We start from the raw sequence: 25,308 nt of genomic DNA, 5'->3' as shown, positions 1-25,308 counted from the left end.
ACCAGTAAGGAAGCCCCGGACGAGAGTCCGGGGCTTTTTTACGTCTGGCGATCGCCAAATCCACTTCACCCCTTGCAAAATCTCTCCCTAAAACTCCAGCTCTGTCACATTTTGTCATCCTGAACGGGCTCTGATTCCCCCGTACGGCCTACAGCTGCTTTACTCATTGCTTTAGCGATGTTCTTCGCAAGGAAATGAGGTAAAAGATGACCGACTTACAACAAAAATCGGCCCAGCCGGAAGCGGCAGCCGTCAGTAAACAACGCATCTGGGCCATTGTCGGCGCGTCGTCCGGCAATCTGGTCGAATGGTTTGATTTCTACGTCTACTCGTTCTTCTCGCTCTATTTTGCTCATGTATTTTTCCCGGCCGGCGACACCACTACCCAGCTGCTGCAAACGGCCGGCGTGTTTGCGGCGGGCTTCTTAATGCGTCCCATCGGTGGCTGGCTATTCGGCTACATCGCGGACCGTCACGGCCGAAAAAGTTCGATGCTTATCTCGGTATGCATGATGTGTTTTGGTTCTCTGGTCATCGCCTGTTTACCCGGCTATGGCAAAATAGGCATTGCGGCACCGGTGATTTTACTGCTGGCGCGCATGTTTCAGGGCTTATCGGTGGGCGGTGAATATGGTACCAGCGCTACCTACATGAGTGAGGTGGCACTGGAAGGGCGCAAAGGCTTCTACGCGTCGTTCCAGTACGTCACACTGATTGGCGGTCAGCTGTTAGCCGTGCTGACGGTCGTGGTGCTGCAACAAATCCTCAGTGATGAAGCGCTGCGCAGCTGGGGCTGGCGTATCCCGTTCTTTCTTGGCGCGGTTCTGGCCGTGGTCGCTCTGTGGTTGCGTCGCTCACTGAATGAAACCTCCGAGAAAAAGCACCGGGAACATCGCGATGCCGGCAGCATCCTTGGCCTGCTGCGTAACCATTCGCGCGCCTTCCTGATGGTGCTTGGCTTTACCGCCGGCGGATCGCTGAGCTTCTATACCTTCACAACCTACATGCAGAAATATCTGGTGAACACGGCGGGTATGGATGCGCGCAGCGCCAGTGCGTTGATGACCGGCGCGTTGCTGGTATTCATGCTGATTCAGCCAATTGTGGGCGCGCTGTCAGATAAGATTGGCCGGCGGGCATCAATGATGATCTTCGGCGCTGGCGCGGCTATCTGTACCGTGCCGATTTTGATGTTGCTGCAGAATGTGCAAAGTAGCGGGCTGGCGTTCGTGCTGGTGATGCTGGCGCTGATTATTACCAGTTTCTACACCGCCATCAGCGGCATCCTTAAAGCGGAGATGTTCCCGCCGGAAGTGCGTGCACTGGGCGTGGGGCTTTCCTATGCGGTAGCTAACGCTATCTTTGGCGGTTCGGCCGAGTACGTGGCGCTGTTACTGAAGAAGCACGGCATCGAAACCACCTTCTTCTGGTATGTCTCGGCAATGGGCGCGCTGGCATTTCTGGTATCACTGATGCTGCACCGCAAAGGCAAGGGGATTGCGCTGTGATTACTGGCTCAGGTTCCACAGGGCAATGCCGCTGGCCGCACCGGCGACATCCCAGCTAAGATCTTTCCAGCTCCAGCCGCTCCCGACATGGCGGCTGTCCCAGGCTTCTTTGGCTACGCCGAAGCTCAGCGAAAAGAGCAGGCCGAAGCGCAGATTCTGCCCGTGGCCCTGATGTTGATGCTGAGAGATCTCGCTGCCCGCGGCAGCCAGAGCGGCAGAGGAGAAAAAGTGTTGTGCCTTATCCTGGCCGGTCCAGCTGTCCTGCGCCACATGCGCACATCCGCTACACAGTAATACCGCACAGAGGATGAGCGCACGCATCGGCTACAGCAGACGGCTAATAAGGCGGTCGATACGGATGCGACGCAGACGGCGAATCAGCTTACGCACCTTTGCCGGATAATCAGAGATGCTCTCCAGCTCGCGGAAATGTTTCACCACCGTGGTGTGCTGACGGATCAGCGCCAGTTCCTTATCGCGCTGCTCTGCCAGCTGGTTGAGCGGATCGTGAATCAGCACCGCATTTTCCAGATCGAGTCGCCAGGCGCGCGGATTGAGGTTATTACCGGTGATCATCATCCATTCGTCATCAACCCAGATGCCTTTCAGGTGATAACTGTTGTCGCCATCTTTCCACAAACGTACCGTCAGCTGGCCGTTATTGACGTAATACTGCAACCGGCTGAGGAAGCGACGCAGGTTGATTTCATACAGATAGGGCAGCGCACCGATAATCTTGAACGGCTCGTGTGGCGGAATGTAGAAATCGTTGGCGGTTTTATCGCCGACGATGATCTCAACCTCTTTGCCCTGACGCAGCAGCTGGATCAGATTGCGCACCAGAATGGCCGGCAGGTTAAAGTACGGCGTGCACAGCGTGAGCTTACGCTCGGCGCAGGGCATTAAATGGAAGATGGTTTTGTTCAGCAGGCTACGTTTACCCAGCCCGACCAGCGGCGTGACGGCCAGTGATTCGTTGCCAGCGTCACCGGTAAACTGATAATTGAAGCTGCGCAGCTCCTGGCGAAACTGGCGGGTTTCATTCTTAATTTCCGGGCTGGAGGGACGTTCGGCCTGGTCGAGACGGTTAACGGCCTCAGAATGTGTGAGATTCTCACCAATCCACTGAAACATGGTGTCCGCCAGCTGCGGATTACGGATCAGCTGATAACGGTCATAACGGTATTTGTCATGCTGATGCAGATAAACATCGTTCAGGCTGGCACCGCTGTAGAGCAGCGTATCGTCAATGATAAAGCCTTTCAGATGCAGCACACCGAGCGCTTCACGGGTGTTCACCGGAATGCCATACACCGGAATCGCGATATCGGGATGCTGCGCCGCCATTTCGCAATACCAGTCGGCGTTCGTCAGGCCGCGCGCGGCACCGATACGGCCGCGCTGCGCACGATGCCAGTCCACCAGAATGCTGACATCCAGTTCCGGGCGCGCCTGACGCGCTGCATACAGCGCCTGCATGATACTGCGTCCGCCGTCATCATTTTCCAGATACAGCGCGGCGATGCAGATGCGTTTTTCTGCCATAGCGATTTTCGTCAGCAGGGTTTCACGAAACTCGGCGGGCGAGTAAAGCGTGGTCACATCCGACACGGACTGTGACAGTTTAGGCAGCTGTGCGAGGTGTTGTTGGTGTTTATTGCGTTTGAATTTAGACAACATCACAGTGCACTTCTTCTCTGTTCATTGTATGGCCTTTTGCCATCAAATCATGATCCTAACGGTAAATAATAACATCAACCGGCCGGTTAAGGAGGATTTTTACCTTTCTCTACAGCCAGGTCGCCGGTGTCAGCCAGCGGTAAATTCAGACTGACAATGCCATCATCCATTTGAATATTCACACGAAAATTGAGTTTTCGCGCTAAGGTAATCATGCCGGTATTGTGCGGCATGGTGATACCGTTCAATTGTTGCAGGCCGTGATCGCGCGTATAGCGGATCATCTTTTCCAGCAGCCGCCGGCCCATGCCCAGACCCTTCAGGTCAGAACGCACCAATACCGAAAATTCTGCGTCGATATTGTCAGCATCGGAGATCGCGCGCGTCACGCCGATAATCTCATCGGCACCGTTATGCTGGCGTACTGCGACAATCGCCATCTCCCGGTCGTAATCGATCTGCGTCATGTTCGCCAAATCGTCGTGGGTAAACTCATTGATCTCACTGAAGTAGCGATAGTAAAGGTCTTCTTTGGTGACCTGGGCGATGAAGGCACGTAGCTGCGGTTCATCCTCCGGCAGAATCGGGCGAAACAGGCAGCGCTGGCCATCTTTAAGCTGCACCTGCTCTTCCAGATGGTGCGGATAGGGACGAATCGCCAGCCGCGCCTCACTGTCGCCATGAAACGGAGCCAGCTGCAGCGTCACGTCCAGCAAGGTAAAGGTATTGGCGGATGCCAGCAGCGGATGAATATCCAGCCGCTGAATCTCCGGACAGTCGACCACCAGGTTTGATACCTGCACCAGCAGCTGACTCAAACCGGTGATGTCCAGCGGTCGCAGTGCACTGCGGCTGCGCACTTTGCCGCTCTTCAGTGCCTGAATCACCAGATAGCGCGCCAGCGTCATATTCAGCGGCGGCAACGCTACGGCGGCCTGCTTGTCCGGCTGCCACTCCACACCGCCTTCGCCCAGCATGATGATTGGGCCAAACAGCGGGTCATGCTCAACCACCACCCGCAACTCCTGTGCACCGGCGCGGTTCGCCATACTTTGCACCAGTAGGCCGTCAATGCGCGCCTGCGGATGCGTTTCACGCACGCGATCGAAGATGGCGTCTGCTGCCTGTTCAACTTCTGCCGCGCTGCGCAGATAGAGCATCACGCCCTGTACATCCGACTTATGCGCAATATCCGGCGAGCGCAGCTTGAGCGCCACCGGATAACCAATCTGGTCGGCAATCTTAGCGGCAGACTGGCTGTCGCTGGCGATCCAGGTTGGCAGCGTCGCCAGCCCGTAAGCCTGCAGTATGGGCTGCACCTCGTGCGTATCCAGCGTGGTAATGCCGCTATCCAGTGCCTGTTGTAGCAGCTGATGTGCCTCGGCGCTGTTTTGCGTCAGGCCCAGCGGCAGCGCTGGCGTTTCGCGTAGCTGTTTCTGGTTACGCCGATACTCAACCTGGTGCATGAATGCCGTCACCGTACCTTCTGGCGTGCGCCAGGTCGGAATGCCGGCCTGGGTGAATGCGCGGCGGGCTTCCTGCGAAGAGTGTTCGCCGCACCAGTTGGTCAGCAGCGTCACCTGCTTACCCCGCGGATGCGCGGCCACCGCCGCAATAATCTGCGCGGCGGTTTCACTGGCCGGAGAGACGGCGCTGGGTGAATGAATAATCATCAGCGCATCCAGTTCATGGCTGTCGAGCAGCTGTGTTACGCAGGCTACATACAGCGCGGGCGTCGCATGATCTTTCAAATCCAGCGGATTACCGCGCCCGATGCCCTCCGGCAGCAGGGCCGCCAGCGCCTGCAGCGTGGGCTCATCCAGCGTCGCCAGCTTGCCGTTACGCGCATAGAGTTCATCCAGCGCCAGCGCTGCCGGGGCGGCGCCGTTGCTGATAATCATCAGGCGCTCACCGCGCAGCGGGCGCATGTGGCTGAGCGACTCCACGGCGGAAAACAGCTCATGCGTGTCCTGCACGCGCAGCAGACCGGCGCGCTGAATGGCGGCATCCCAGGCGGCATCCAGTCCGCTGGCGGTGCCGATCATCGCCTGTGCCTGATGGCTGCGACCGCTTTTGATCACCAGAATCGGTTTATTACGCGCTGCGCTACGCGAGGCAGAAACGAAGCGCCGGGCGTCGCTCAGGTGTTCCAGGTAGAGCAAAATGGCGCTGGTTTTGCCATCGCGTGCAAGAAAATCCAGCAGGTCGTCGACATCAATATCCAGGCTGTCGCCCAGGGCGATAAACCACGAAAAGCCCAGGTTGCGCTGTTGCGCCCAGTCGAGAATGGTGTTGGAAACCGCCGCCGATTGCGAAATAAAGGCGATGCGTCCTTTCGCAATCGGTACCGGTGAGAAGCTGGCATTCAGCCCCTGCCAGGGGGCTAACAGGCCCAGACTGTTGGGGCCCAGCAGGCGCATCTGCCACTGGCTGGCACAGGCTTTCAGTGCCTCCAGCTGGCTGGCCGGCGCGGAGAGAATAATGCAGGCTTTACAGCCTTTTTCTCCCAGCTGCTGTAACAGTTCCAGGTTGCGTCTGGCGTGGGTGCAGATAATCGCCAGGTCGGGGGCGAAGGGCAGGCTGGCCACGTCCGGCCAGGCCAGAACGCCACTGACCGCCTTGTATTTGGGCGTGACCGGCAACACCGGACCGCCAAAGCCGCCCGCCAGCAGGTTGCGCATCATCAGATAGCCAGCGCGGCCCGGTTTTATCGACGCACCCAGCACCGCAATTGATTTCGGTCGTAACAGCGCTTCCAGTCCACGTTGGCTCATCATTCGCTCCTGCTCTCGGGATTGGCATGATTGTAAACGCTTTTACGCCGGTTGCCGATTTGTCGATGTCAGGCTGCGAGCCAGCTTCAGAAATTGTCTGTTTGTGCGTGTATCGGATGGTGGGGTTTGCCGGCCAGATAGGCCTGACGAAAGCGTTCAAAGTGCTGCTGCAACGCCTGCGCCGCCGGGACATCACCTGCCTGTTCCAGCAGCGCGGCGGCCACTTCGGCGGTGCAGTGCTGGCCAGGCGCGTGGGCTTCGCGCAGCGTGTAGCGCGACGGTGTCGCCACATTCAGTGACATCACCGTAAAGCTATCCAGCCACGGACTTTTGCGGAACATTTTGCGCGCTTCGGTCCAGGTGCCGTCGAGCATGATAAACAGCGGTGGCTTGCCGCCGGTGGGCGGCGTGGTCAGCACCTGGCGATCGGCATCGGCATAGGCACCGGGAAACACCACCATCGGCTGATAATCGGCCGTCTGCACCGCCGCCAGCAGCGCGGCGTCGGGCTCGGTGCGCGACCAGCCAAAGGCCTGGGTTTCCGGCAGAATGTCGGCAATCAGCCGGCCGGTATTACTGGGTTTCATTGGTTCAGTATCAAACATCACCAGGCAAAACCGGCTGCGCGCCTGTTGCGGCTGCAGGGTCGCGCACAGACAGTTTTTATGCGGCAGCAGGCAGCGCTGACAGCGCAGCACGCGGTTGCCTCGGGCGAGAAACGGGCGCGTGGCACGCGCTAAACGCTGCGCACGCAGGCGCAGGACGGCATTTTCAGACATAGCATCGCGGACAGGGAAAAACGCCAGTGTAATAGAAGGGCAAAAACAAGGCCAGCACGTGGCTGGCCCTGGAGGATTAGAGTGATTCGTCGAGCCATTCGTTGAACGGCGCTTTCGGCATCGCACCGTTCAGCATGTCCACCATCTCACCGTTTTTGAACAGCATAATGGTTGGGATGCTGCGAATGCGAAAACGCGTGCTGAGCGCAGGTTCCGCCTCAGTGTTCACTTTCACGAAGCGCACTTTGCCGCGCCGCTCGTCGGCGACGTCTTTAAACACCGGCGCGAAGTTCACGCACGGGCCGCACCATGGCGCCCAGAAGTCGACCACGACCGGCAGATCGTCCTGCAGGTATTTATCCAGCGTGGCCGCCGTGGCATTCACCACTTCACCGCTAAACAGCGCATCGCCGCAGCGACCGCATTTGGCTCCGTCGGCCAGACGTTCTTCTGGAACGCGGTTAGTTGCCTGACAGGAGGCACATACAGTATTCATCGTCACCTCAAACCGGACCTGTAAATCTTAGGATTGGTGAACATTATGAAAAGGTTGAATGCTATGCTCAATCTGGATTAAGCAATAGGTTCAATAGTTGATAGCTAAGCGCCGACACATCAGGTAATCTTCGCGCTCTCAATGCTGGAGGAACAGATGAACGACGAATTTAAAGGCAAAAGCGGCAAGGTAAAAGTGATGTACGTACGTGATGAGGAGGGCGGTCAGAAGCCAAATCCCCGTACCGGCAAAGGCGGCCGTCCTGCTGCGCGCCAGGAAGAGAATCGTCGCTCTGGTCCTCGCAGCACCCGTAATAATGAAGAGAGCGGTCGTCCGCGCACCGCCCGTGGCGATGATGCCGGGCGTTCGCGTGGTCCACGTGATGATGCTGGCCGTTCGCGCGATCCGCGTGACGATAGCGCGCGCGGGCGTCGCAGCGATCGGGACGATCGCGGCTTCAGTGATTCACCGTGGCGCACCGTGTCACGTCCGCCTGTCGCCGCTGAAGCGGATGCGGGTGACGAAGCGGCCAGCAGCAAGCCGGTTATCGACCCGGAACTGATTCGCCGTCAGCGTCAGGAAGAGACGCGCGTGTACGGCGAAAACGCCTGTCAGGCGCTGTTCCAGAGCCGTCCCGAAAGCATCGTCCGTGCCTGGTTCGTGCAAAGCGTCACGCCGCGCTTCCGCGAAACCCTGCGCTGGCTGGCAGCAAACCGCAAAGCCTATCACGTGGTGGACGACGCCGAGCTGGCGAAAGCGTCCGGGACTGAACACCACGGCGGCGTGTGCTTCATTATTAAGAAGCGCATGGGCATGCCGGTGGCGGAATGGCTGCAGCAGGCGCAGAGCAAAGACTGCGTACTGGCGCTGGAAGATGTCAGCAACCCGCACAACCTTGGCGGTATCATGCGCAGCTGCGCGCACTTTGGCGTCAAAGGTTTGCTGGTCAATGATGCCTCGCTGCTGGAGTCGGGTGCCGCAGTTCGCACGGCTGAAGGTGGTGCAGAGCACGTTCAGGCGATCAGCGGTGAAAGCTTTGCTGCGGGTCTGGAAGCGTTCCGCAAAGCCGGTTACACCATCGTGACCACATCCAGCCACGCCGGTACGCCGCTGGCGCAGGCGGCGCTGCCAGCCAAAATGGTACTGGTGCTGGGTCAGGAGCGTGAAGGTCTGTCAGACAGCGCATTCCAGCAGGGCGATATCAGCCTGTCGATTGGCGGTACCGGCAATGTTGAAAGCCTCAACGTTTCGGTCGCGACCGGCATCCTGCTCGCCGAGTGGTGGCGTCAGAACGCATAAATAAAAAAACGGGCCGCTGTGGCCCGTTTTTGTTTCTGTCACTCAGTGCGCGCCACCGCCGCCACCGCCTGCGCCAAACGGCGGACGGGCAAACCACACCAGAACCAGCAGGACCAAAAACACCCCCGCCGATGCCCAGAAGATCTCGTTAGCCGAGATAATCAGGCCCTGATTAGTAATTTGCTGTGCGATATAAGCCGACGCCTGCTGCTGCGTCATGCCCATGCTTTGCAGCTGGTCATACATTTGCTGCGAATTCGGATTGAATGGATTAACCGATTCCGACAGGTAGCTGTGGTGCATCGATTCGCGGTCTGTCCACATGGTGGTGGTGATTGACGTTCCGATTGAACCCGCCAGCGTACGCACAAAGTTCGACAGGCTGGAGGCCGCCGCCATACGCTCTGGCGGCAAGCCGGACAGCGTAATGGTGGTCAGCGGCATAAAGAAGCAGGCCACCGCGAACCCCTGGATAAACTGCGGCCACGCGGAGGCACCAAAATCCATCCCCGGCTCAAACGTATACGCACGCCAGTAGAAGCACACCGCATACATGATAAAACTAAAGGTTACCAGCCGCCGCATGTCCAGCTTATGGGCGAAGCGGCCAATGATCGGCGACAGAATCACCGGAATGATCCCCACCGGCGCCGATGCCAGTCCAGCCCAGGTGGCGGTATAGCCGTATACCTCCTGGAGCAACTGCGGCAGCAGGACGATCGAGCCGAAGTACAGCATGTAAGCCAGACTAATCGACAGACAGCCGATGGTGAAATTTCGCTTCTTAAATAGCGACAAATCGACAATCGGGTGATCGTCGGTCAGCTCCCACACCAGCAGCACGGCCAGCGACACCACCGCGACCACCGTCAGCACGATGATTTCGGTTGAGCCAAACCAGTCGAGTTCTTTACCGCGATCAAGCATCACCTGCAGAGAACCAATCCCCACCACCAGCAGCACCAGACCGACCATATCGATCGGGCGGATCTCAGTTTTGGTTTCGCGCCCGCGCAGGGTTTGCAGCGTGAGCATCACCACCACCACGCCAATCGGCACGTTGATGAAGAAGATCCAGCCCCAGTGATAGTTGTCGCTGATCCAGCCACCGAGAATCGGACCGCAGATCGGCGCAACGATCACCGTCATCGCCCACAGCGACAGCGCCACGCTGCGCTTGGCCGGCGGGTAGTTGTTCAGCAGCAAACTTTGCGACAGCGGAATCAGCGGACCGGCCACCACGCCCTGAATCACGCGGAAGAAGATCAGCATCTCCAGGCTTTCGGACATGCCGCACGCCCATGAGGCCAGCGCGAACAGGATGGTCGACCAGGTGAATAGTTTCACTTCACCGACGCGTTTTGCCAGCCAGCCGGTGATCGGGATCGAGATGGCATTCGCCACCCCGAACGAGGTGATCACCCAGGTGCCCTGCGAGTTGGACGCCCCGAGGTTACCGGCGATGGTCGGGATCGCCACGTTAGCGATGGTGGAGTCGAGTACCTGCATGAACGTCGCCAGCGACAGGGCGATGGTCATCAGAACTAACGGCGCACCTTCAAGCGGCTTTTGTGCCATAACAGCCTCCCGCGAGGTTATTGCGCGTTGGCACGGACAATGTCAGCGATCAGCTGGTTAACCGGCGCAAGGTCGATTGCCAGCGCGTTACTTTCATACGCGGCCTGGGTGCGGACATTGCTGGCCAGCGCGGCGCCATCTTTGTTCTGGGTATCTACTTTCACCAGCGTGGACAGGCCGATACGCAGCGGATGTTGCGCCACTTGCTGCGGATCGAGTTCGATACGCACCGGCAGGCGCTGTACCACTTTGATCCAGTTACCGGTGGCGTTCTGCGCTGGCAGCAGCGAGAAGGCGCTACCGGTGCCCATATCCAGACCAACCACTTTGCCGTGATACTCCACATCATCGCCGTAGATATCACTGATGACCGTGGCAGGCTGACCGATGCGCACGCCTGCCAGCTGCGTCTCTTTAAAGTTGGCGTCAACCCACAGGTTGGTGGCCGGCACTACCGCCAGCAGTGGTGTGCTGGTGGAGATCTGTGAACCGACCTGCACGCTGCGACGCGAGACATAGCCGTCCATCGGGCTGCGGATGTCGGTGCGCTGCAGCGCCAGCCAGGCATCGCGCAGCTCAGCAGCGCTCTGTTTTACCGCCGGCTGGTTTTCGAGATCGGTATTCAGGATCATCGCCTGGTTCGCGTTGTACTGCTGAATCGCCACGTCCAGCTGGGCTTTCGCCGTGGCCACGGCATCACGCGCGTGCTGCAGCTCTTCGCGACCAATCAGATTGGCGGCACCGAGCGGCTCACGACGTTTCAGGTCGGATTCGGCCTGATCCAGCGCGGTCTGTTGCAGCTTGATGCTGGCCTGATACTGTTTGCCGTTGATCATCAGCTGGTGCGTCTGGCGCACGCTGGTGGCCAGCGCGGTCTGCGCTTTCTCGAATGCCTGCTGCGCATCGGTTTTATCCAGCGACACCAGAATGTCGCCTTTTTTCACCCGATCCGTATCCTCGAACCACACTTTATTCACGCTGCCGGAAACCTGGGCCATCACCTGCACCTGGTTGCCTGCCACGTAGGCGTCATCGGTTTCCTGGAAGTGGCGCAGCACCAGATACCAGTAAGCCAGATAACCCACACCAATCACGATAAACACGATAGCCAGCAGGATCAGCGCACCTTTGCGCTTCTTCTTTTTGTTCGCGGGCTGTTGCGGGCTTTGAGCTTCCGCTGTCGCACTCATGTCGTTCTCCACGTTTGCCATTTAGTCGGGATGTGTTGATCCATCAACACGGTCGCCCGAGTCGAAAAAGCCAGCGTTTGCAACGCTGGCCGGATAAAAGGGGATTAAAATAGCGATTTCGGTGGGTGATTGTGTCGCAGTTCTTGCTATTAACGCGACAGGGAAGCGATAACCTGATCTTCGTCCATTTTATCGAGACGGTTAAGTAACTTACGCGTGATGGCTTCCAGCTGCTCCTGCTCGGTATCGGTCAGCGAAGACCACAGATACTGCAGGCTCTGATGCTGTGGTGGCAGCAGCTGACGTAAGAATTCGTTACCTTTTTCCGTCAGGTGCAGGTGCAGGCAACGGCGATCGTTGTCGCTCTCACGACGCTCGATCCAGCCGCGCTTTTCCAGTTCATCAGCGATGCGCGTCGCGTTGGTGCGGGAAGAACCCAGCGCCGAGCTCAGCTCAGAAGGCTGAATGCTCTGGTTTTCCTGCGCGTCCAGCGTAATCAGCGCCATGAATAAAGTTTCGTTAATTCCCTGCGCCTTCAACATTTTGTTGCGATTATCCAGCAGCTTACCCTGCATGTGCATGCACAGACGGGTCAGGATGATCTCCTGCAGCGGAAAATCTTTGTGGCGATTAGCACGGATGTTTAGCATCTGCTCAATGGGAGTAAACGAGCTTTCCATTAAAAACCTCTTAGTTGCAACAAATATAATAATGAGGGTGACAGATTAAGCGTAGTCATATTTTCCGCCTGTGATTGTTTGCACCGTCACACTGTCAGCACCTGGCGTTCCAGGTCGGTCCATAACCCTGGGCTTTGCGCCCTGACCAGCCGCTTTGCAGACAAAGCCGCCATCGTCATCAATTCGCTAAGCGAAACCTTCAGTGGATTGAATAATTTCGCGAGTAAAAATAACTTAGGTGAATAACTGTGTGGCTAACCATAACAAAGCCAATCATTAATGAACAGTATCGCTCACCACTTTGCATTGATCTTTACGTTTTCTAAACACTTTTCCCGGCCGGCTTTGCTGGAGTAAATCAATGGGTTAATCGACAAGGCACCGGTTAGTCCGGGTAACGCGGCAGCATCAGCGGCGTGATGAATTCCGTTCGTCATCTGCGGTATAACCGGCCTGTGGCAGGGTGAATGCCACCGATAACGCAGACTCATCCTGGCGCGACAGACCCGATGCGGGCGGCGGAAAGGAGACATAGCTGGTGGGAAAAGCGGGTAAATAATCATATGTGGGTAATAGTAACCCAAAAAATTATTTCAATGTTGTGTTAATTAACAGGACGTACCAGTGCGCTATAGCGCACGCTTCGCTTACTGACGGGGCGGGAGGGCGGAAAATGGCGGCACCACGTGGCTGAGACGAGGTGCCGTGTGGGCTTATTTCGCCGCCGCCATGGCGTCGCTGACCCATTTATCAAATTCCGCCTGATGAGCTTTGATCCAGCCGTCAACGTGGCCGTTGATGTCCGCTTCTGAGGCGTGACCGGCATGCATCGCGGCGTTCTCGGCATTGATGTCGCCAATCGGCAGCTTCATTTCAGCAAACAGTTTTGCCGCCGCCGGATTCTTCTCCGCCCAGGCTTTGTTGGCCACGATATGCATGGTGTTCACCGGGAAGCCATAGTTGGCGCCGTTGGCCAGTCTGGTATCCACTTTGCTCTGCGCGCCTGGCAGTGAGGAGAACGGTACCTGTAACCACACCACATCTTTGCCTGGCTTCAGCACGTCGCTGACCCAGTATGGCGTCCAGGTGTAATAGAGAATCGGTTTACCCTGTTTGAAGCGCGTAATGGTGTCGGCAATCATCGCCGAGTAGTTACCCTGGTTGTGTACCACGGTATCGCTCAGTTTGTAGGCCTCGATCTGATGGTTAATCACCGCTTCACAGCCCCAGCCAGGCGTACAGCCGGTCAGGTCTGCTTTGCCATCGCCATTGGTATCAAACAGTCTGGCCAGCTTTGGATCCTTCAGCTGCTCAATATTGGTGATGTGGTACTGATCGGCGGTTTTCTTGTCGATCAGATAACCCTGCGCGGCACCGCTGACGTAGGTGCCCTGGCGATAAAATTTATTATCACCGCCGGCGGCTTTGTACATGTCGTCATGCAGCGGTTGCCAGTTGGTAGCGATAAACGTGGCATCACCGCCGGCAATGGTGGTGTAAGCCACGTTGTAATCCACTTCACTCGGCTTCTCAACGGTGTAGCCCAGCTTCTCCAGCGCGCGGCTCACCAGCAGCGTCTGGAAGGTCTCTTCGGAAATGGTACTCTGAGCCGGTTTAACGGTAATGCCTTTGCCCGGAAGGTCGGCGGCGGACACGTGCGTCGCGGCAACCGTGGTCAGGACGGCGGCGAATAGAGCTGTCTTGCGCATAGTCATTCCTTATTTTACGTGTGACGTCGGAGACGGGCGACCGCAGCGGGCCGCCCAAAGAAATCAGGCTTTTTTACTGAATGGACGCAGCAACAAACCCAGCGGCCCGCTGCTGTACCAGTGGCGGCTGCCACGGCTGCGGCTGTCGCGACCTACCGACTGCGTCAGGCGGTCGAGAATGATGGCGAGGATCACGATACCGACGCCGCCCACGCTGGCGAGCCCCATATCGAGACGGCCAATACCGCGCAGCACCATCTGGCCCAGACCGCCAACGGCAATCATCGAGGCGATGACCACCATCGACAGCGCCAGCATCAGCGTCTGATTGACGCCAGCCATAATGGTCGGCATCGCCAGCGGCAGCTGGACCTTGAACAGCATCTGGCGCGGGCTGGCACCGAAAGATTCACTGGCTTCGATCAGGTCAGCCGGCACCTGCTTAATACCGAGTATGGTGAGACGCACCACCGGCGGCAGGGCAAAGATAATCGTCACCACCACGCCCGGCACGTTGCCGATACCAAACAGCATGACGATGGGCACCAGATAGACGAACGCCGGCGTGGTTTGCATCGCATCCAGCAGGGGCCGCACGATGCGCGCCGCGCGCTCACTGCGCGCCAGCCAGATGCCAAGCGGCAGGCCAATCAGTACGCAGAACAGCAGGGCGGTGAGCACCAGCGCCAGCGTCACCATCGCCTGGGACCAGGCACCGATCATGCCAATCAGCACCAGCGATATCAGCGTGGCGAGGCCCATCGCCGGGCTGGCAATCTGCCAGGCAATCAGCGCAAACACGACGATCGCCACTGGCGCAGGCAGACCCATCAGCAGTTGCTGGAAGGCGCTGAGGATATAATCCACCGGCACGCGAATGCCCTGAAACAGCGGGCGGAAGTGGGTAACTACCCAGTCGATGCCTTCGGTGACCCAGCGATCCAGCGGAATCAGCGTGGTGTGGAACGGATCCAGCAGGCTGAAGTGCTCCGGTGCCGCGGCCGGTGCGCTGCTCAGCCAGTCGCTGCTGCTGGCGGCGCTGCTGACGGCATCGTGTCCACCACTGCTGGCAGCATCCGATGTACTGCCGGCGGCGTTGCCCCAGGCATCGGCGGCGCTGGCGCTGCTGTCAGCCGGTGTGCTGCTGCCTGTCGCGGACCACGGATCGCTGCTGGCTGCGGCGGCGTTGCTGGTGGCGGGTGGTGCGCTGGTCTGGCTGGCGCTTTCCCATGGATTGGCGTTTTGTGCACTCATGGCTGGGCTCCTTCACGATCTAAAGCGCGTAACAGCGTGCTTTTGGAAATGATACCGACGTACTGCTGATCTTCGCCGATCACCGGCACCGCACAGGGCGCCTGCGCGACATGAGAGAGCAAATCGTTAAGCGAGGTATCGGCAGGAACCGCCAGCGGTGCGTCGAGCAGCGCGTTATCCAGCCCTTCACCGGCGGCGAGTGCCGCTTTCAGCGAGTCAGTGGAGACGACGCCGATGAATTTCTGTTTCTCCAGCACGTAGCCATATTCGCGGTCTTCATCCTGCAGCAGTTTGATCGCCGAACGCGGACCGAAACCGGCGGCCTTACGAATCAGCGCGCCGGCGCTGCGGCGGGCGATATCTTTGGCGCTGAAGACGTGACTGATATCCACGCCGCGGAAGAAGGTGCGCACATAATCGTTGGCCGGATTATTGAGGATTTCATCCGGCGTGCCGACCTGCACCACTTCGCCGCCCTGCATGATGGCGATGCGGTCGCCAATACGCATCGCTTCATCCAGATCGTGGGAAATAAACACGATGGTGCGCTGATGTTTCGCCTGCAGTTTTACCAGTTCATCCTGCATTTCCGTGCGAATTAATGGATCAAGTGCGGAAAAGGCTTCGTCCATTAGCAATATATCCGGATTAATCGCCAGTGCGCGGGCTAATCCAACACGCTGACGCATTCCGCCGGAGAGTTCATCAGGCCAGGCGTGAGCATAATTTTCCAGTCCAACCTGACGCAGCGCGTCGAGCGCTTTTTCCTGCCGTTCCTGCAGCGCCACGCCAGCTAATTCCATGCCAAAGGCCGTATTATTTAGCACCGTCATGTGCGGCATCAGTGCGAATGACTGGAATACCATGCTGATTTTATTTCTGCGCACATCACGCAATTCTGCGTCGGATATTTTGGCAATATCGACGCCATCAATAATCACCTGGCCGCGTGTCGGCTCGATCAGACGATTGAGAAGGCGAACCATAGTGGACTTGCCGGAGCCGGACAGCCCCATAATGACAAAGATCTCGCCTTCTTCAATGGCCAGACTGGCATTTTTGACGCCGAGTGAGAGGCCGGTTTTCGCCAGAATACTCTCTTTACTCTCGCCTTTTTCAATCAGCTTAAATGCCTTTTCGGGATGATCGCCAAATACCTTATATAAATTCTTTACTTCGAGTTTAATTGCCATGCAGTAATGAAATTCCTGGTTAAATGTCTGACTATTTCTTGTTGTACCCTGCGTAAATTTAAGCGCCTATACCGTAGCATAGTGAGATTATCTGACAACCCTTAACGGAAATATCTGGTGTGACACGTATGGCGCGACAGTGGCTAATTCCAGTGCCTGCAAGGGATGAGACGGGATAAATTTTTTCTGAATTTTTTGTGAAATTAAACCGGTTTCGGCCAGAATTATTGCCGGAAGGCGGATAAATCACGCTTAGTCAGGCGAAATATTCCGGCGATGAATGGCGCTAAATAAGTAAAATAATCACGCGCGGAATTAACGTTATTTCGGGGGGACGGCGGGAATGCAGGAGAGGAAAATGAATGATCAGATCGTGGTGGAATCGGCATGAAATTAACCTGGTCGGCATGAATGCCGACCCTGTGGATGTATCATCAACCTAACCGCTGGGGCGGGTTCCGTTCGGCATAAATGCCGACCCTACTGATGCATCAACATAACTGCCGTAGGGCATGATTAACCCAACCGTAGGGTGCGCATTGATGCGCACCGCTTACAGTGCAAATGCGCACCCTTTACCGCGCACCGCACGCGACTAAAAATTCCAGTCCTCGTCTTCGGTTTCAACCGCTTTGCCCATCACATAGGATGAACCGGAACCCGAAAAGAAATCGTGGTTTTCATCGGCGTTGGGCGACAGCGCCGACAGAATCGCCGGATTCACCGCCGTCAGCTCAGCCGGGAACAGCGCTTCGTAACCCAGGTTCATCAGCGCCTTGTTGGCATTGTAATGCAGGAAGGTTTTCACCTCTTCGGCCCAGCCCACGTCGGCATACAGCGCTTCGGTGTACACCACCTCGTTTTCATACAGCGCCAGCAGTAAATCGATGGCGAACTGTTGCAGCTCAGCGCGGCGCGCGTCGTCAACGGTTTCCAGCGCTTTCTGGTACTTATAGCCGATGTAATAACCGTGTACCGCTTCATCACGGATAATCAGCCGAATCAGATCGGCGGTGTTGGTCAGCTTGCCGCGGCTTGACCAGTACATCGGCAGCCAGAAGCCGGAGTAAAACAGGAACGACTCCAGAAAGACGCTGGCGATTTTCTTCTTCAGCGGATCGCTGGCGCGGTAGTGATCCAGCACGATTTTCGCCTTGTTCTGCAGGGCGGCATTCTCCTCGCTCCAGCGGTAAGCGGCATCCACGTCGGCGGTGTTACACAGCGTGGAGAAGATCGAACTGTAAGAGCGCGCATGTACCGCTTCCATAAAGCTGATGTTCGACAGCACCGCCTCTTCGTGCGGCGTCAGCGCATCTTCCATCAGCCCCGGTGCGCCAATGACGTTCTGAATGGTGTCGAGCAGCGTCAGACCGGTAAACACCCGAATCGTCAGCTGCTGCTGCTGCGGGTCGAGCGACTGCCATGCCGGCAGATCGTTGGACAGCGGCACCTTCTCCGGCAGCCAGAAGTTGCTGGTAAGACGGTTCCACACTTCGAGATCTTTCTCGTCCTGGATGCGGTTCCAGTTAATCGCCTGAATCTGTTTAAGTTGCATAGTCATCATCACAGTGCACAGGAAACGCAGCCCTGTACCTCCGTGCCTTGTAGCGCCATCTGACGCAGTCGAATGTAATAGAGGGTTTTGATGCCTTTCTTCCAGGCGTAGATCTGCGCTTTGTTAATATCGCGCGTCGTGACGTCATCGCGGAAAAACAGCGTCAGCGACAGGCCCTGATCGACGTGCCGGGTGGCTTCGGCGTAAGTATCGATAATCGCTTCGGGACCAATCTGGTAGGCATCCTGATACAGCTCAAGGTTGTCATTGGTCATAAACGGAGCCGGGTAATACACGCGGCCGGTTTTGCCCTCTTTACGGATCTCAATGCGCGACACAATCGGGTGGATGCTCGACGTGGCGTGGTTGATGTAAGAGATGGAACCGGTCGGCGGAATCGCCTGCAGGTTCTGGTTATACAAACCGTGCTGCATCACCGACGCACGCAGCGCCTGCCAGTCCGCCTGGTCGGGCAGGGCGATGCCGGCATCGGCAAAAATCTGCGCCACCCGGGCAGTGCGCGGCTGCCAGCTGTGTTGGGTATATTTATCGAAATAGGCACCGCTGGCGTACTGCGACTGCGCAAAGCCGTCAAAGCTCGTGCCGCGCTCCTGCGCCAGCAGGTTGGAGGTGCGCAGGGCGTGATACGTCACGCAGTAGAAATAGAGGTTGGTGAAATCCAGCGCCTCTGGCGAACCGTAAGCCATACCCTCACGCGCCAGATAGCCGTGCAGGTTCATCTGCCCGAGACCGATAGCGTGTGAACGGCGATTGCCTTCCGCCACCGACGGCACGGAGGTGATGTCACTCATCTCGGAAACCGCCGTCAGCGCGCGCACCGCCACTTCCACGGTTTGCGCCAGATTACGCGAGTCCATGGCGTGGGCGATATTCAGGGAGCCGAGGTTACAGGAGATATCTTTGCCGACGCGGCGATAGCTCAGGTCGTCGTGATACTCGCTGGCGCTGTTAACCTGCAGGATCTCCGAACACAGGTTACTCATGTTGATGCGACCGGCAATCGGGTTGCTGCGGTTCACGCTGTCCTCATACATGATGTAGGGATAGCCGGACTCAAACTGAATTTCCGCCAGCGTCTGGAAGAAGTCGCGCGGCTTAATGAAGGTTTTGCGAATGCGATCGTCGGCCAGCATCGCCTCGTAGTGCTCGCTGATACTGATATCAGCAAACGCCTTGCCGTAAATACGCTCAACGTCGTAAGGCGAAAACAGCGCCATATCGCGGTTCTCTTTGGCCAGCTGGAAGGTGATATCCGGAATCACCACGCCGAGCGACAGCGTTTTGATGCGGATCTTCTCGTCAGCGTTTTCACGTTTGGTATCGAGGAAGCGCAGGATATCCGGATGGTGCGCATTCAGCCACACCGCGCCCGCGCCCTGACGCGCACCAAGCTGATTGGCGTAGGAGAACGCATCTTCCAGCATCTTCATCACCGGAATTACGCCGGACGACTGATTTTCAATGCGCTTGATCGGCGCGCCGGACTCACGCAGGTTGGAGAGCAGAAACGCCACGCCGCCACCGCGCTTCGACAGCTGCAGCGCCGAGTTCACCGCGCGGCCAATCGACTCCATATTGTCTTCAATGCGCAGCAGGAAGCAGGAGACCAGCTCGCCACGCTGCTGTTTACCGCAGTTGAGGAAGGTGGGCGTAGCCGGCTGGAAGCGACCGCTCAGCATCTCGGCCAGCAGTTCCCGCGCCAGCGTTTCATTACCGCGCGCCAGCGTCAGCGCCACCATACAGGCGCGCTGCTCAAAGGTTTCCAGATAGCGTTTGCCGTCGAAGGTTTTCAGCGTGTAGCTGGTATAAAACTTCCACGCACCGAGGAAGGTGTGAAAACGGAAGCCCCAGGCGTCAGCCTCTTCGTGCAGCTGGCACAGGAAGGCGAAATCGTACTGGTTCAGCACCCCGGCTTCATAATAGCCTTCGGCCACCAGATAGCGCAGACGCTCGCCGTGCGAGTCGAATGGCACGCTGTTGGGCTGGACGTGCTGCAGGAAGAACTGGCGTGTGGCTTCATGATCTTTGCTGAACTGGATGCGGCCATCGGCGTCATACAGGTTCAGCATTGCGTTGAGCGCGTGGTAGTCCAGCTGTGTGCTGTTCAGGGTGTCTGTCGTTGCCAAAATTGGGTCACTCCCGCTTTAACATGGGCAATATCGTCGGCGGTTCCCATCAGCTCAAAGCGGTAGAGATAAGGAACCTGACATTTCTGCGCAATGATGTCGCCGGCCAGGCAGAAGCCCGCGCCAAAGTTGCGATTGCCCGCAGCAATCACACCGCGAATACCGCGCCGGTTGGCGTCATCATTAAGGAACTGAATCACCTGTTTCGGCACTGCTCCACGCGCGCTGCCGCCGCCGTAGCTCGGCACCACTAAAATGTAGGGCTGGTCGATGTGCAGGCGCTGCGTGGCGTCGAGCGGAATACGCCGCGCAGGCAGGCCGAGACGGGTGATAAACCGGTGCGTGTTTTCCGACTGGCTGGAAAAATAGACCAGTGGAAACATCGCTTTATCCCCCGACGGCAGCGAGCTGGCGCAGGCCGGCGATTTTGTCGGGACGGAAGCCGCTCCAGTGGTCGTTGTGCGTCATTACGACAGGCACCTGGCGATAGCCGAGCGATTTGAGCTGATCGATGGCTTCCGGTTGGCTATCGAGGTTAATCAGCTGGTAGTCGATGCCACTGCGATCCATGGCATTTTTGGTGGCGTCACACTGGACACACTGGCTTTTAGTGTAAATAATAATGCGCATGATTCGTATTTCCCTCTGGTTGTGGTCAGGTTGCGAGATACGAAGCAAAAACCCTTTTGCTGCGAACGTCGTCCCTGCTGATATCTGGTATCGAGCTGATGTGTTGAATACTAGATGTAGTGGTATTGGTGGTCAAGCCCACCAGATATAGGGTTTTGTGATTTAAGTAGTCAGATTAGGGCGAATGCCAGCGATGATGCGCCCTGGCGCAGGGAAAAAATTTTTGTAAAGGGTTTTGCGGCAATTTTAACCAGCCTGACAGCAGTCGCATCGGCGCGCTAATGCGGAGTGACGCGCAAAAAAAAAGCCCCGCATACGCGAGGCTCCTGATGATTTTTAGCGATTTAGCGGCGTGACATCAGCAGTGCGCCCAGCACCAGACCCACGGCGGCACCGACACCCACGCCGTACCACGGTTTGTCATGCACGTAGGCATCCACCTGATAACCCGCATCGCGCGCGGCCTGAGTCACGCGGTTGCCACTGCCGTTAAGTTTAGCGCGCGTCTGTTTCAGCAGGGCCTGCGCCTGGCTGCGTGCGCTATCCACTTCATCTTTGGCTTCGCTGCCGTAAGATTTCAGTAAGGCTTCCAGCGAATCGGCCAGTTCGTTTACATCCTGATTGATATCAATGTCATCGTTTTTGCTGGTTCGATTAAACATTTTTCGCTCCCTTTGACTTAAAACGTAATACTAAGTGTAGACGAAACGTGACTAAACGCAGCCGTGTGCCAGGCTTTAGGGAAATTCCGAATGTCCTGTGCTGTCGTGCTGATGTAAGGTTGCGGGGCTGTGAGAAGAGAGGAGCAAGCATGTATTTACGTCCGGATGAGGTAGCGCGCGTACTGGAAAAAGCAGGATTCGAAATGGACGTCCTGACACCCAAAACTTATGGTTATCGCCGTGGCGAAAACTATGTCTATGTGAATCGCGAAGCCCGCATGGGGCGCACAGCGTTGATCATTCATCCCACCCTGAAAGAAAAAAGTCAGCACTTCGCTGAACCCGCATCAGAGATGAAAACCTGCGACCACTACACGCAGTTCCCTCTCTACCTGATGGGGGATTCGCAGGAGCACTACGGTATTCCCCACGGTTTTAGCTCGCGCATGGCGCTGGAGCGTTATCTGCAGGGTGTCTTCGGCGCCTGACTGGTGTGCCCCGTCGCGGCGGGGCCGCACACGCTTTCCCAATCCTTACCTTTCCCACGTTGCAAATTGCCGCGCGGATGCGTATAACTCTGTGTCCATATAGAAGTTTAGACGTCCATATGGATATAAAGAATGCAAACTGAACCGACGCCTTCGCAGGCAAACTTCAAGCGTAGCATGAAGGTGCGGCATCTGGTGATGCTGTCGCTCGGCGGCGTGATTGGCACCGGGCTGTTTTTCAACACCGGCTACATCATCTCCACCACCGGCGCAGCGGGCACGCTGCTGGCCTATCTGATTGGTGCGCTGGTGGTATGGCTGGTGATGGTGTGTCTTGGCGAGCTGGCGGTAGCGATGCCGGAAACCGGCGCGTTTCACGTCTACGCCGCGCGCTACCTCAGTCCGGCGACCGGTTACACCGTGGCCTGGCTCTACTGGCTCACCTGGACGGTGGCGCTCGGCTCCAGCCTGACCGCCGCCGGTTTCTGCATGCAGTACTGGTTCCCGACGGTGCCGGTGTGGCTGTGGTGCCTGGTGTTCTGTGTCGCCATTTATCTGCTGAATATTGTCTCGACGCGCTTCTTTGCCGAAGGAGAGTTCTGGTTCTCCATCATTAAAGTGATCACCATCATTGCCTTTATCGTGCTGGGCGCGGCGGCGATGCTGGGGTTCATCCCGATGAAAGACGGCAGCGCGGCGCCGGGATTACATAACCTGACCGCTTCCGGCTGGCTGCCGCACGGTACGCTGCCGATTCTGATGACCATGGTGGCGGTGAATTTTGCCTTCTCCGGGACCGAGCTGATCGGCATTGCGGCGGGTGAAACCGAGCAGCCGCAGAAAGCGCTGCCGCTGGCGATTCGCACCACCGTGGCGCGCCTGATCATCTTCTTTATCGGCACGGTGTTTGTGCTGGCCGCGCTGATCCCGATGGATCAGGCGGGCATCGTTAAAAGTCCGTTTGTACTGGTGTTCGAAAAGATCGGCATCCCGTACGCGGCGGATATTTTCAACTTCGTGATCCTCACCGCGATCCTGTCAGCGGCGAACTCCGGACTGTACGCCTCGGGACGGATGCTGTGGTCGCTGGCCAATGAAAACACGCTGCCGCGCTGCTTTGCCCGGGTCAACCGGCGTGGCATTCCGCAGCTGGCCATCACCGTCAGTATGCTCGGTGGCCTGCTGGCGCTGTTTTCCAGCGTGATCGCGCCGGATACGGTGTTTGTGGCGCTGTCAGCGATTTCCGGCTTTGCCGTGGTGGCGGTGTGGCTCAGCATTTGCGCCTCACACTACATGTTCCGTCGTCGCTATCTGCAGGCGGGCAATGCGCCGCAGCAGCTGGCGTACCGCGCGCCGTTCTATCCGCTGGTGCCAATCCTCGGATTTACCCTGTGTCTGCTGGCGTGCATCGGGCTGGCCTTTGACCCGTCACAGCGCATCGCGCTATGGTGCGGCATTCCTTTTGTACTGTTCTGCTACGCTGCTTATTATCTGACGCAAAAACGCCAACACGCTTTCAACGCTAAGGAGACCGATGATGTCGCGTAACCCCATCGCTGCGGCCCTGACCCACACTGATACCCTGATTCTGGATGGCGCGCTGGCGACAGAGCTGGAAGCGCGCGGCTGTAATCTGGCCGATACGCTGTGGTCGGCCAAAGTGCTGATGGAAAATCCCGAACTGATTTATCAGGTGCACTATGACTATTTCGCCGCCGGCGCTAACGTGGCGATCACCGCCAGCTATCAGGCGACGCCGCTGGGCTTTGCAGCCCGCGGACTGGATAGCGGCCAGGCCAGCGCGCTGATTCGCCAGAGCGTGACGCTGGCCCAGCGGGCGCGCGACGATTACCGTGCTGCTTCTGGCAGCGAGGCACCGCTGCTGGTGGCCGGATCGGTCGGTCCTTATGGCGCTTATCTGGCCAACGGCGCGGAATATCGCGGCGACTACGCCTTACCGGCTGCTGAAATGAAAGATTTCCACCGTCCGCGCGTGGCGGCGCTGCTGGAGGCGGGCGTGGATTTGCTGGCGTGTGAAACGCTGCCGTCGTTTGGTGAAATTCAGGCGCTAATTAGCCTGCTGGCGGAGTTTCCGCACAGCAGCGCGTGGTTCTCTTTCACGCTGCGCGATGCGCAACACCTGAGTGACGGTACGCCGCTGAGCAAGGTGGCGGAAGTCATCAATGCCGCGCCACAGGTGGTCGCTGTCGGCCTCAACTGCGTGGCGCTGGAGAGCGTGACGCCGGCGCTGCAAACGCTACAGGCGCTGACGGACAAGCCGCTGCTGGTCTATCCTAACTCCGGCGAGCAGTATGATGCGGTCAGCAAAAGCTGGCACTCGGCGCCGTCTGGCTGCACGCTGCACGATAAGTTCCCCGAGTGGCAACAGGCGGGCGCCCTGCTGATTGGCGGCTGCTGTCGCACCACGCCGCAGGATATCGCGGCGATTGCCGCCTGTTGTCAACCGTAATAAAGCGCAGAAAAGCGCCACTGATAGCGCGATTGAGGCGAGTGAAAAGGCAGAGAGGGCAGTTTAGACTGTCCTTTCTGATTCTGAAGCGGACCTGCTATGAACCTGCGACATCTTCTTCCCGCCTGTGCGCTGCTGCTGAGCGGCTGTGCCACCATTGTCGGCACCGAAACGCAACCGGTAAAAATTGACTCTGTGCCGCAGGGCGCGCGTTTCACCGTGCAGGATGAAACCGGCCGCGCGGTGGCGCAGGGCTATACGCCGCAGACGGTGGATCTGGCGAAATCCAATGGCACTTATTTCGGTAAGAAACATTATCAGGTGATGCTGGAGAGTCCAGGCTACGTGCCGCTGACGCTGCCCATCGAGGCCAGCGCCAACCTGTGGTACGTACTGGGCAATATTCCGCTGCTCGGTTTCCCCGGCTGGCTGGTGGTCGATCCGTTTTATGGCGGCATGTATGACCTGAAGCCAGCACACCCGCAGCCGCATCTCAACGTGGTCGGCGCGCGCGGCGGATAACGCGCTGTCATGATACCTGGTCGCCATGAATGGCGACCCTACAGACCTGAACCACACTCACGTGGTGCGTTTCACCGTTTTTCGTAGGGTGCGCCTTCAGGCGCACCGTTTCATGACGGGCACTGACTTATTGCGCGGTAGGCTTCACCATCGCATTACCGGATTTATGCTGCGCCAGGTACTGCTGCTGGAAAATGCACATGCGGATGGTGTTGCGGTACTCGCCGTTGATGAAAAACTCGTGCTTCAGCACGCCTTCCACCTCGAAACCGAGCTTGGTGTAGATATGAATCGCCTTCTCGTTCTCCTGATCGACAATCAGATACAGCTTGTAGAGATTGAGCACCGAAAAGCCGTAATCCATCGCCAGCTTTGCCGCTCTGCTGGCTAAGCCCTTGCCCTGATGCGCCGGGTCGATGATGATCTGAAACTCCGCCCGGCGATGCACGTGGTTGATCTCCACCAGCTCCACCAGCCCGGCTTTTTGCCCGTCGTGTTCCACCACAAAGCGCCGCTCGGTCTGATCGTGGATGTGCTTATCATACAGGTCAGAAAGCTCCACAAACGCTTCGTACGGCTCTTCAAACCAGTAGCGCATCACGCTGGCATTGTTATCCAGCTGATGGACAAAGTGCAGATCTTCCCGCTCCAGCGGACGTAATTTTACCGTCATACGGTGTTCCTTTAGATGACT

The 25,308-nt window shown here is 57.6% G+C and carries 23 protein-coding genes; 6 read left to right on the top strand and 17 right to left on the bottom strand.

Annotated features, from left to right (window positions below; genetic code table 11):
* The first annotated feature begins 206 nt into the window (after positions 1 to 206).
* Complete coding sequence (locus tag OXR61_RS15030) at positions 207 to 1,508, top strand: MFS family transporter (protein ID WP_267412356.1); 1,302 nt, start codon at positions 207 to 209, stop codon at positions 1,506 to 1,508.
* Here OXR61_RS15030 and OXR61_RS15025 read toward each other — a convergent pair whose 3' ends face one another.
* From OXR61_RS15025 to trxC, 5 genes are all read right to left on the bottom strand, one after another.
* A complete protein-coding gene (locus OXR61_RS15025) occupies positions 1,509 to 1,829 on the bottom strand; it encodes a YfiM family lipoprotein (protein WP_040679584.1) in 321 nt (106 codons plus the stop codon).
* A 3-nt stretch (positions 1,830 to 1,832) separates the two neighbouring features.
* Positions 1,833 to 3,191 carry a CDP-diacylglycerol--serine O-phosphatidyltransferase gene (gene pssA, locus OXR61_RS15020; protein ID WP_031279342.1) on the bottom strand — a complete coding sequence of 453 codons (1,359 nt, stop codon included), beginning with the start codon at positions 3,189 to 3,191 and terminating at the stop codon, positions 1,833 to 1,835.
* 83 nt (positions 3,192 to 3,274) lie between these two features.
* Positions 3,275 to 5,962, bottom strand: a complete 2,688-nt coding sequence (locus OXR61_RS15010; protein ID WP_021506461.1) for a bifunctional acetate--CoA ligase family protein/GNAT family N-acetyltransferase — start codon at positions 5,960 to 5,962, stop codon at positions 3,275 to 3,277.
* Positions 5,963 to 6,048: 86 nt separating this feature from the next.
* Entirely contained in the window at positions 6,049 to 6,741 is a 693-nt protein-coding gene (locus OXR61_RS15005) for a tRNA-uridine aminocarboxypropyltransferase (RefSeq protein ID WP_021506462.1), read from the bottom strand.
* 76 nt (positions 6,742 to 6,817) lie between these two features.
* Positions 6,818 to 7,237, bottom strand: a complete 420-nt coding sequence (gene trxC, locus OXR61_RS15000; protein ID WP_021313847.1) for a thioredoxin TrxC — start codon at positions 7,235 to 7,237, stop codon at positions 6,818 to 6,820.
* Positions 7,238 to 7,393: 156 nt separating this feature from the next.
* Between trxC and OXR61_RS14995 the strand changes: the two genes are divergently transcribed.
* A complete protein-coding gene (locus OXR61_RS14995) occupies positions 7,394 to 8,536 on the top strand; it encodes a tRNA/rRNA methyltransferase (protein WP_267412355.1) in 1,143 nt (380 codons plus the stop codon).
* A 42-nt stretch (positions 8,537 to 8,578) separates the two neighbouring features.
* Here the strand turns inward: OXR61_RS14995 and emrB are convergent, their stop codons facing one another.
* From emrB to OXR61_RS14940, 11 genes are all read right to left on the bottom strand, one after another.
* On the bottom strand, positions 8,579 to 10,114 hold the full coding sequence (emrB, locus tag OXR61_RS14990; RefSeq protein WP_021506464.1) for a multidrug efflux MFS transporter permease subunit EmrB: 1,536 nt from the start codon (positions 10,112 to 10,114) through the stop codon (positions 8,579 to 8,581).
* A 17-nt stretch (positions 10,115 to 10,131) separates the two neighbouring features.
* A complete protein-coding gene (emrA, locus tag OXR61_RS14985) occupies positions 10,132 to 11,304 on the bottom strand; it encodes a multidrug efflux MFS transporter periplasmic adaptor subunit EmrA (protein ID WP_222951720.1) in 1,173 nt (390 codons plus the stop codon).
* A gap of 149 nt (positions 11,305 to 11,453) precedes the next feature.
* On the bottom strand, positions 11,454 to 11,984 hold the full coding sequence (mprA, locus tag OXR61_RS14980; RefSeq protein WP_021506466.1) for a transcriptional repressor MprA: 531 nt from the start codon (positions 11,982 to 11,984) through the stop codon (positions 11,454 to 11,456).
* A gap of 713 nt (positions 11,985 to 12,697) precedes the next feature.
* Positions 12,698 to 13,693 (bottom strand): glycine betaine/L-proline ABC transporter substrate-binding protein ProX, encoded by a 996-nt coding sequence (gene proX / locus OXR61_RS14975; protein WP_021506467.1) that lies wholly within the window; start codon positions 13,691 to 13,693, stop codon positions 12,698 to 12,700.
* Positions 13,694 to 13,756: 63 nt separating this feature from the next.
* Complete coding sequence (gene proW, locus OXR61_RS14970) at positions 13,757 to 14,947, bottom strand: glycine betaine/L-proline ABC transporter permease ProW (RefSeq protein WP_021506468.1); 1,191 nt, start codon at positions 14,945 to 14,947, stop codon at positions 13,757 to 13,759.
* Positions 14,944 to 16,140 carry a glycine betaine/L-proline ABC transporter ATP-binding protein ProV gene (proV, locus tag OXR61_RS14965; RefSeq protein WP_021506469.1) on the bottom strand — a complete coding sequence of 399 codons (1,197 nt, stop codon included), beginning with the start codon at positions 16,138 to 16,140 and terminating at the stop codon, positions 14,944 to 14,946. The genes proW and proV overlap by 4 nt, the downstream gene beginning before the upstream one ends.
* 595 nt (positions 16,141 to 16,735) lie before the next feature.
* Entirely contained in the window at positions 16,736 to 17,695 is a 960-nt protein-coding gene (nrdF, locus tag OXR61_RS14960) for a class 1b ribonucleoside-diphosphate reductase subunit beta (protein WP_031279347.1), read from the bottom strand.
* An 8-nt stretch (positions 17,696 to 17,703) separates the two neighbouring features.
* On the bottom strand, positions 17,704 to 19,842 hold the full coding sequence (gene nrdE / locus OXR61_RS14955) for a class 1b ribonucleoside-diphosphate reductase subunit alpha (protein WP_021506471.1): 2,139 nt from the start codon (positions 19,840 to 19,842) through the stop codon (positions 17,704 to 17,706).
* Complete coding sequence (gene nrdI / locus OXR61_RS14950; protein WP_021506472.1) at positions 19,821 to 20,225, bottom strand: class Ib ribonucleoside-diphosphate reductase assembly flavoprotein NrdI; 405 nt, start codon at positions 20,223 to 20,225, stop codon at positions 19,821 to 19,823. The genes nrdE and nrdI overlap by 22 nt, the downstream gene beginning before the upstream one ends.
* A 4-nt stretch (positions 20,226 to 20,229) precedes the next feature.
* On the bottom strand, positions 20,230 to 20,472 hold the full coding sequence (gene nrdH, locus OXR61_RS14945; RefSeq protein ID WP_021506473.1) for a glutaredoxin-like protein NrdH: 243 nt from the start codon (positions 20,470 to 20,472) through the stop codon (positions 20,230 to 20,232).
* A gap of 344 nt (positions 20,473 to 20,816) precedes the next feature.
* On the bottom strand, positions 20,817 to 21,134 hold the full coding sequence (locus tag OXR61_RS14940) for a DUF883 family protein (protein WP_021506474.1): 318 nt from the start codon (positions 21,132 to 21,134) through the stop codon (positions 20,817 to 20,819).
* 149 nt (positions 21,135 to 21,283) lie between these two features.
* On the opposite strand from OXR61_RS14940, the gene OXR61_RS14935 reads away from it, so the two are divergent.
* From OXR61_RS14935 to OXR61_RS14920, 4 genes are all read left to right on the top strand, one after another.
* The gene (locus tag OXR61_RS14935; RefSeq protein ID WP_021506475.1) at positions 21,284 to 21,622 is read left to right on the top strand and encodes a DUF2002 family protein; all 339 of its coding nucleotides are present in this window, start codon (positions 21,284 to 21,286) and stop codon (positions 21,620 to 21,622) included.
* Between the two features lie 132 nt (positions 21,623 to 21,754).
* The gene (mmuP, locus tag OXR61_RS14930; protein ID WP_021506476.1) at positions 21,755 to 23,170 is read left to right on the top strand and encodes an S-methylmethionine permease; all 1,416 of its coding nucleotides are present in this window, start codon (positions 21,755 to 21,757) and stop codon (positions 23,168 to 23,170) included.
* Entirely contained in the window at positions 23,160 to 24,092 is a 933-nt protein-coding gene (mmuM, locus tag OXR61_RS14925; RefSeq protein WP_021506477.1) for a homocysteine S-methyltransferase, read from the top strand. The genes mmuP and mmuM overlap by 11 nt, the downstream gene beginning before the upstream one ends.
* A gap of 99 nt (positions 24,093 to 24,191) precedes the next feature.
* Positions 24,192 to 24,614: a hypothetical protein gene (locus OXR61_RS14920; protein ID WP_058758247.1), complete on the top strand. Its 423-nt coding sequence runs from the start codon at positions 24,192 to 24,194 to the stop codon at positions 24,612 to 24,614.
* Between the two features lie 127 nt (positions 24,615 to 24,741).
* On the opposite strand, the gene speG is transcribed toward OXR61_RS14920, so the two are convergent.
* Positions 24,742 to 25,287, bottom strand: a complete 546-nt coding sequence (gene speG / locus OXR61_RS14915) for a spermidine N1-acetyltransferase (protein WP_021506478.1) — start codon at positions 25,285 to 25,287, stop codon at positions 24,742 to 24,744.
* Positions 25,288 to 25,308 lie beyond the last annotated feature (21 nt).

Origin of the sequence: Pantoea sp. GM_Pan_4, assembly GCF_026541005.1 — a bacterium.
In the GTDB taxonomy this organism is placed as follows: domain Bacteria; phylum Pseudomonadota; class Gammaproteobacteria; order Enterobacterales; family Enterobacteriaceae; genus Pantoea; species Pantoea dispersa.
This window is presented reverse-complemented; position numbering and strand designations above follow the sequence as displayed.

Bases quoted from the DNA above. Each gene is read 5' to 3' on its own strand.
- mprA (WP_021506466.1), bottom strand. From the start codon at position 11,984: ATGGAAAGCTCGTTTACTCCCATTGAGCAGATGCTAAACATCCGTGCT.
- OXR61_RS14935 (WP_021506475.1), top strand. From the start codon at position 21,284: ATGTATTTACGTCCGGATGAGGTAGCGCGCGTACTGGAAAAAGCAGGA.
- OXR61_RS15030 (WP_267412356.1), top strand. From the start codon at position 207: ATGACCGACTTACAACAAAAATCGGCCCAGCCGGAAGCGGCAGCCGTC.
- speG (WP_021506478.1), bottom strand. From the start codon at position 25,287: ATGACGGTAAAATTACGTCCGCTGGAGCGGGAAGATCTGCACTTTGTC.
- OXR61_RS15005 (WP_021506462.1), bottom strand. From the start codon at position 6,741: ATGTCTGAAAATGCCGTCCTGCGCCTGCGTGCGCAGCGTTTAGCGCGT.
- proV (WP_021506469.1), bottom strand. From the start codon at position 16,140: ATGGCAATTAAACTCGAAGTAAAGAATTTATATAAGGTATTTGGCGAT.
- mmuM (WP_021506477.1), top strand. From the start codon at position 23,160: ATGTCGCGTAACCCCATCGCTGCGGCCCTGACCCACACTGATACCCTG.
- nrdH (WP_021506473.1), bottom strand. From the start codon at position 20,472: ATGCGCATTATTATTTACACTAAAAGCCAGTGTGTCCAGTGTGACGCC.
- OXR61_RS15025 (WP_040679584.1), bottom strand. From the start codon at position 1,829: ATGCGTGCGCTCATCCTCTGTGCGGTATTACTGTGTAGCGGATGTGCG.
- emrB (WP_021506464.1), bottom strand. From the start codon at position 10,114: ATGGCACAAAAGCCGCTTGAAGGTGCGCCGTTAGTTCTGATGACCATC.
- OXR61_RS14995 (WP_267412355.1), top strand. From the start codon at position 7,394: ATGAACGACGAATTTAAAGGCAAAAGCGGCAAGGTAAAAGTGATGTAC.
- emrA (WP_222951720.1), bottom strand. From the start codon at position 11,304: ATGAGTGCGACAGCGGAAGCTCAAAGCCCGCAACAGCCCGCGAACAAA.
- trxC (WP_021313847.1), bottom strand. From the start codon at position 7,237: ATGAATACTGTATGTGCCTCCTGTCAGGCAACTAACCGCGTTCCAGAA.
- OXR61_RS14920 (WP_058758247.1), top strand. From the start codon at position 24,192: ATGAACCTGCGACATCTTCTTCCCGCCTGTGCGCTGCTGCTGAGCGGC.
- nrdF (WP_031279347.1), bottom strand. From the start codon at position 17,695: ATGCAACTTAAACAGATTCAGGCGATTAACTGGAACCGCATCCAGGAC.
- nrdI (WP_021506472.1), bottom strand. From the start codon at position 20,225: ATGTTTCCACTGGTCTATTTTTCCAGCCAGTCGGAAAACACGCACCGG.
- OXR61_RS15010 (WP_021506461.1), bottom strand. From the start codon at position 5,962: ATGAGCCAACGTGGACTGGAAGCGCTGTTACGACCGAAATCAATTGCG.
- OXR61_RS14940 (WP_021506474.1), bottom strand. From the start codon at position 21,134: ATGTTTAATCGAACCAGCAAAAACGATGACATTGATATCAATCAGGAT.
- mmuP (WP_021506476.1), top strand. From the start codon at position 21,755: ATGCAAACTGAACCGACGCCTTCGCAGGCAAACTTCAAGCGTAGCATG.
- proX (WP_021506467.1), bottom strand. From the start codon at position 13,693: ATGCGCAAGACAGCTCTATTCGCCGCCGTCCTGACCACGGTTGCCGCG.
- proW (WP_021506468.1), bottom strand. From the start codon at position 14,947: ATGAGTGCACAAAACGCCAATCCATGGGAAAGCGCCAGCCAGACCAGC.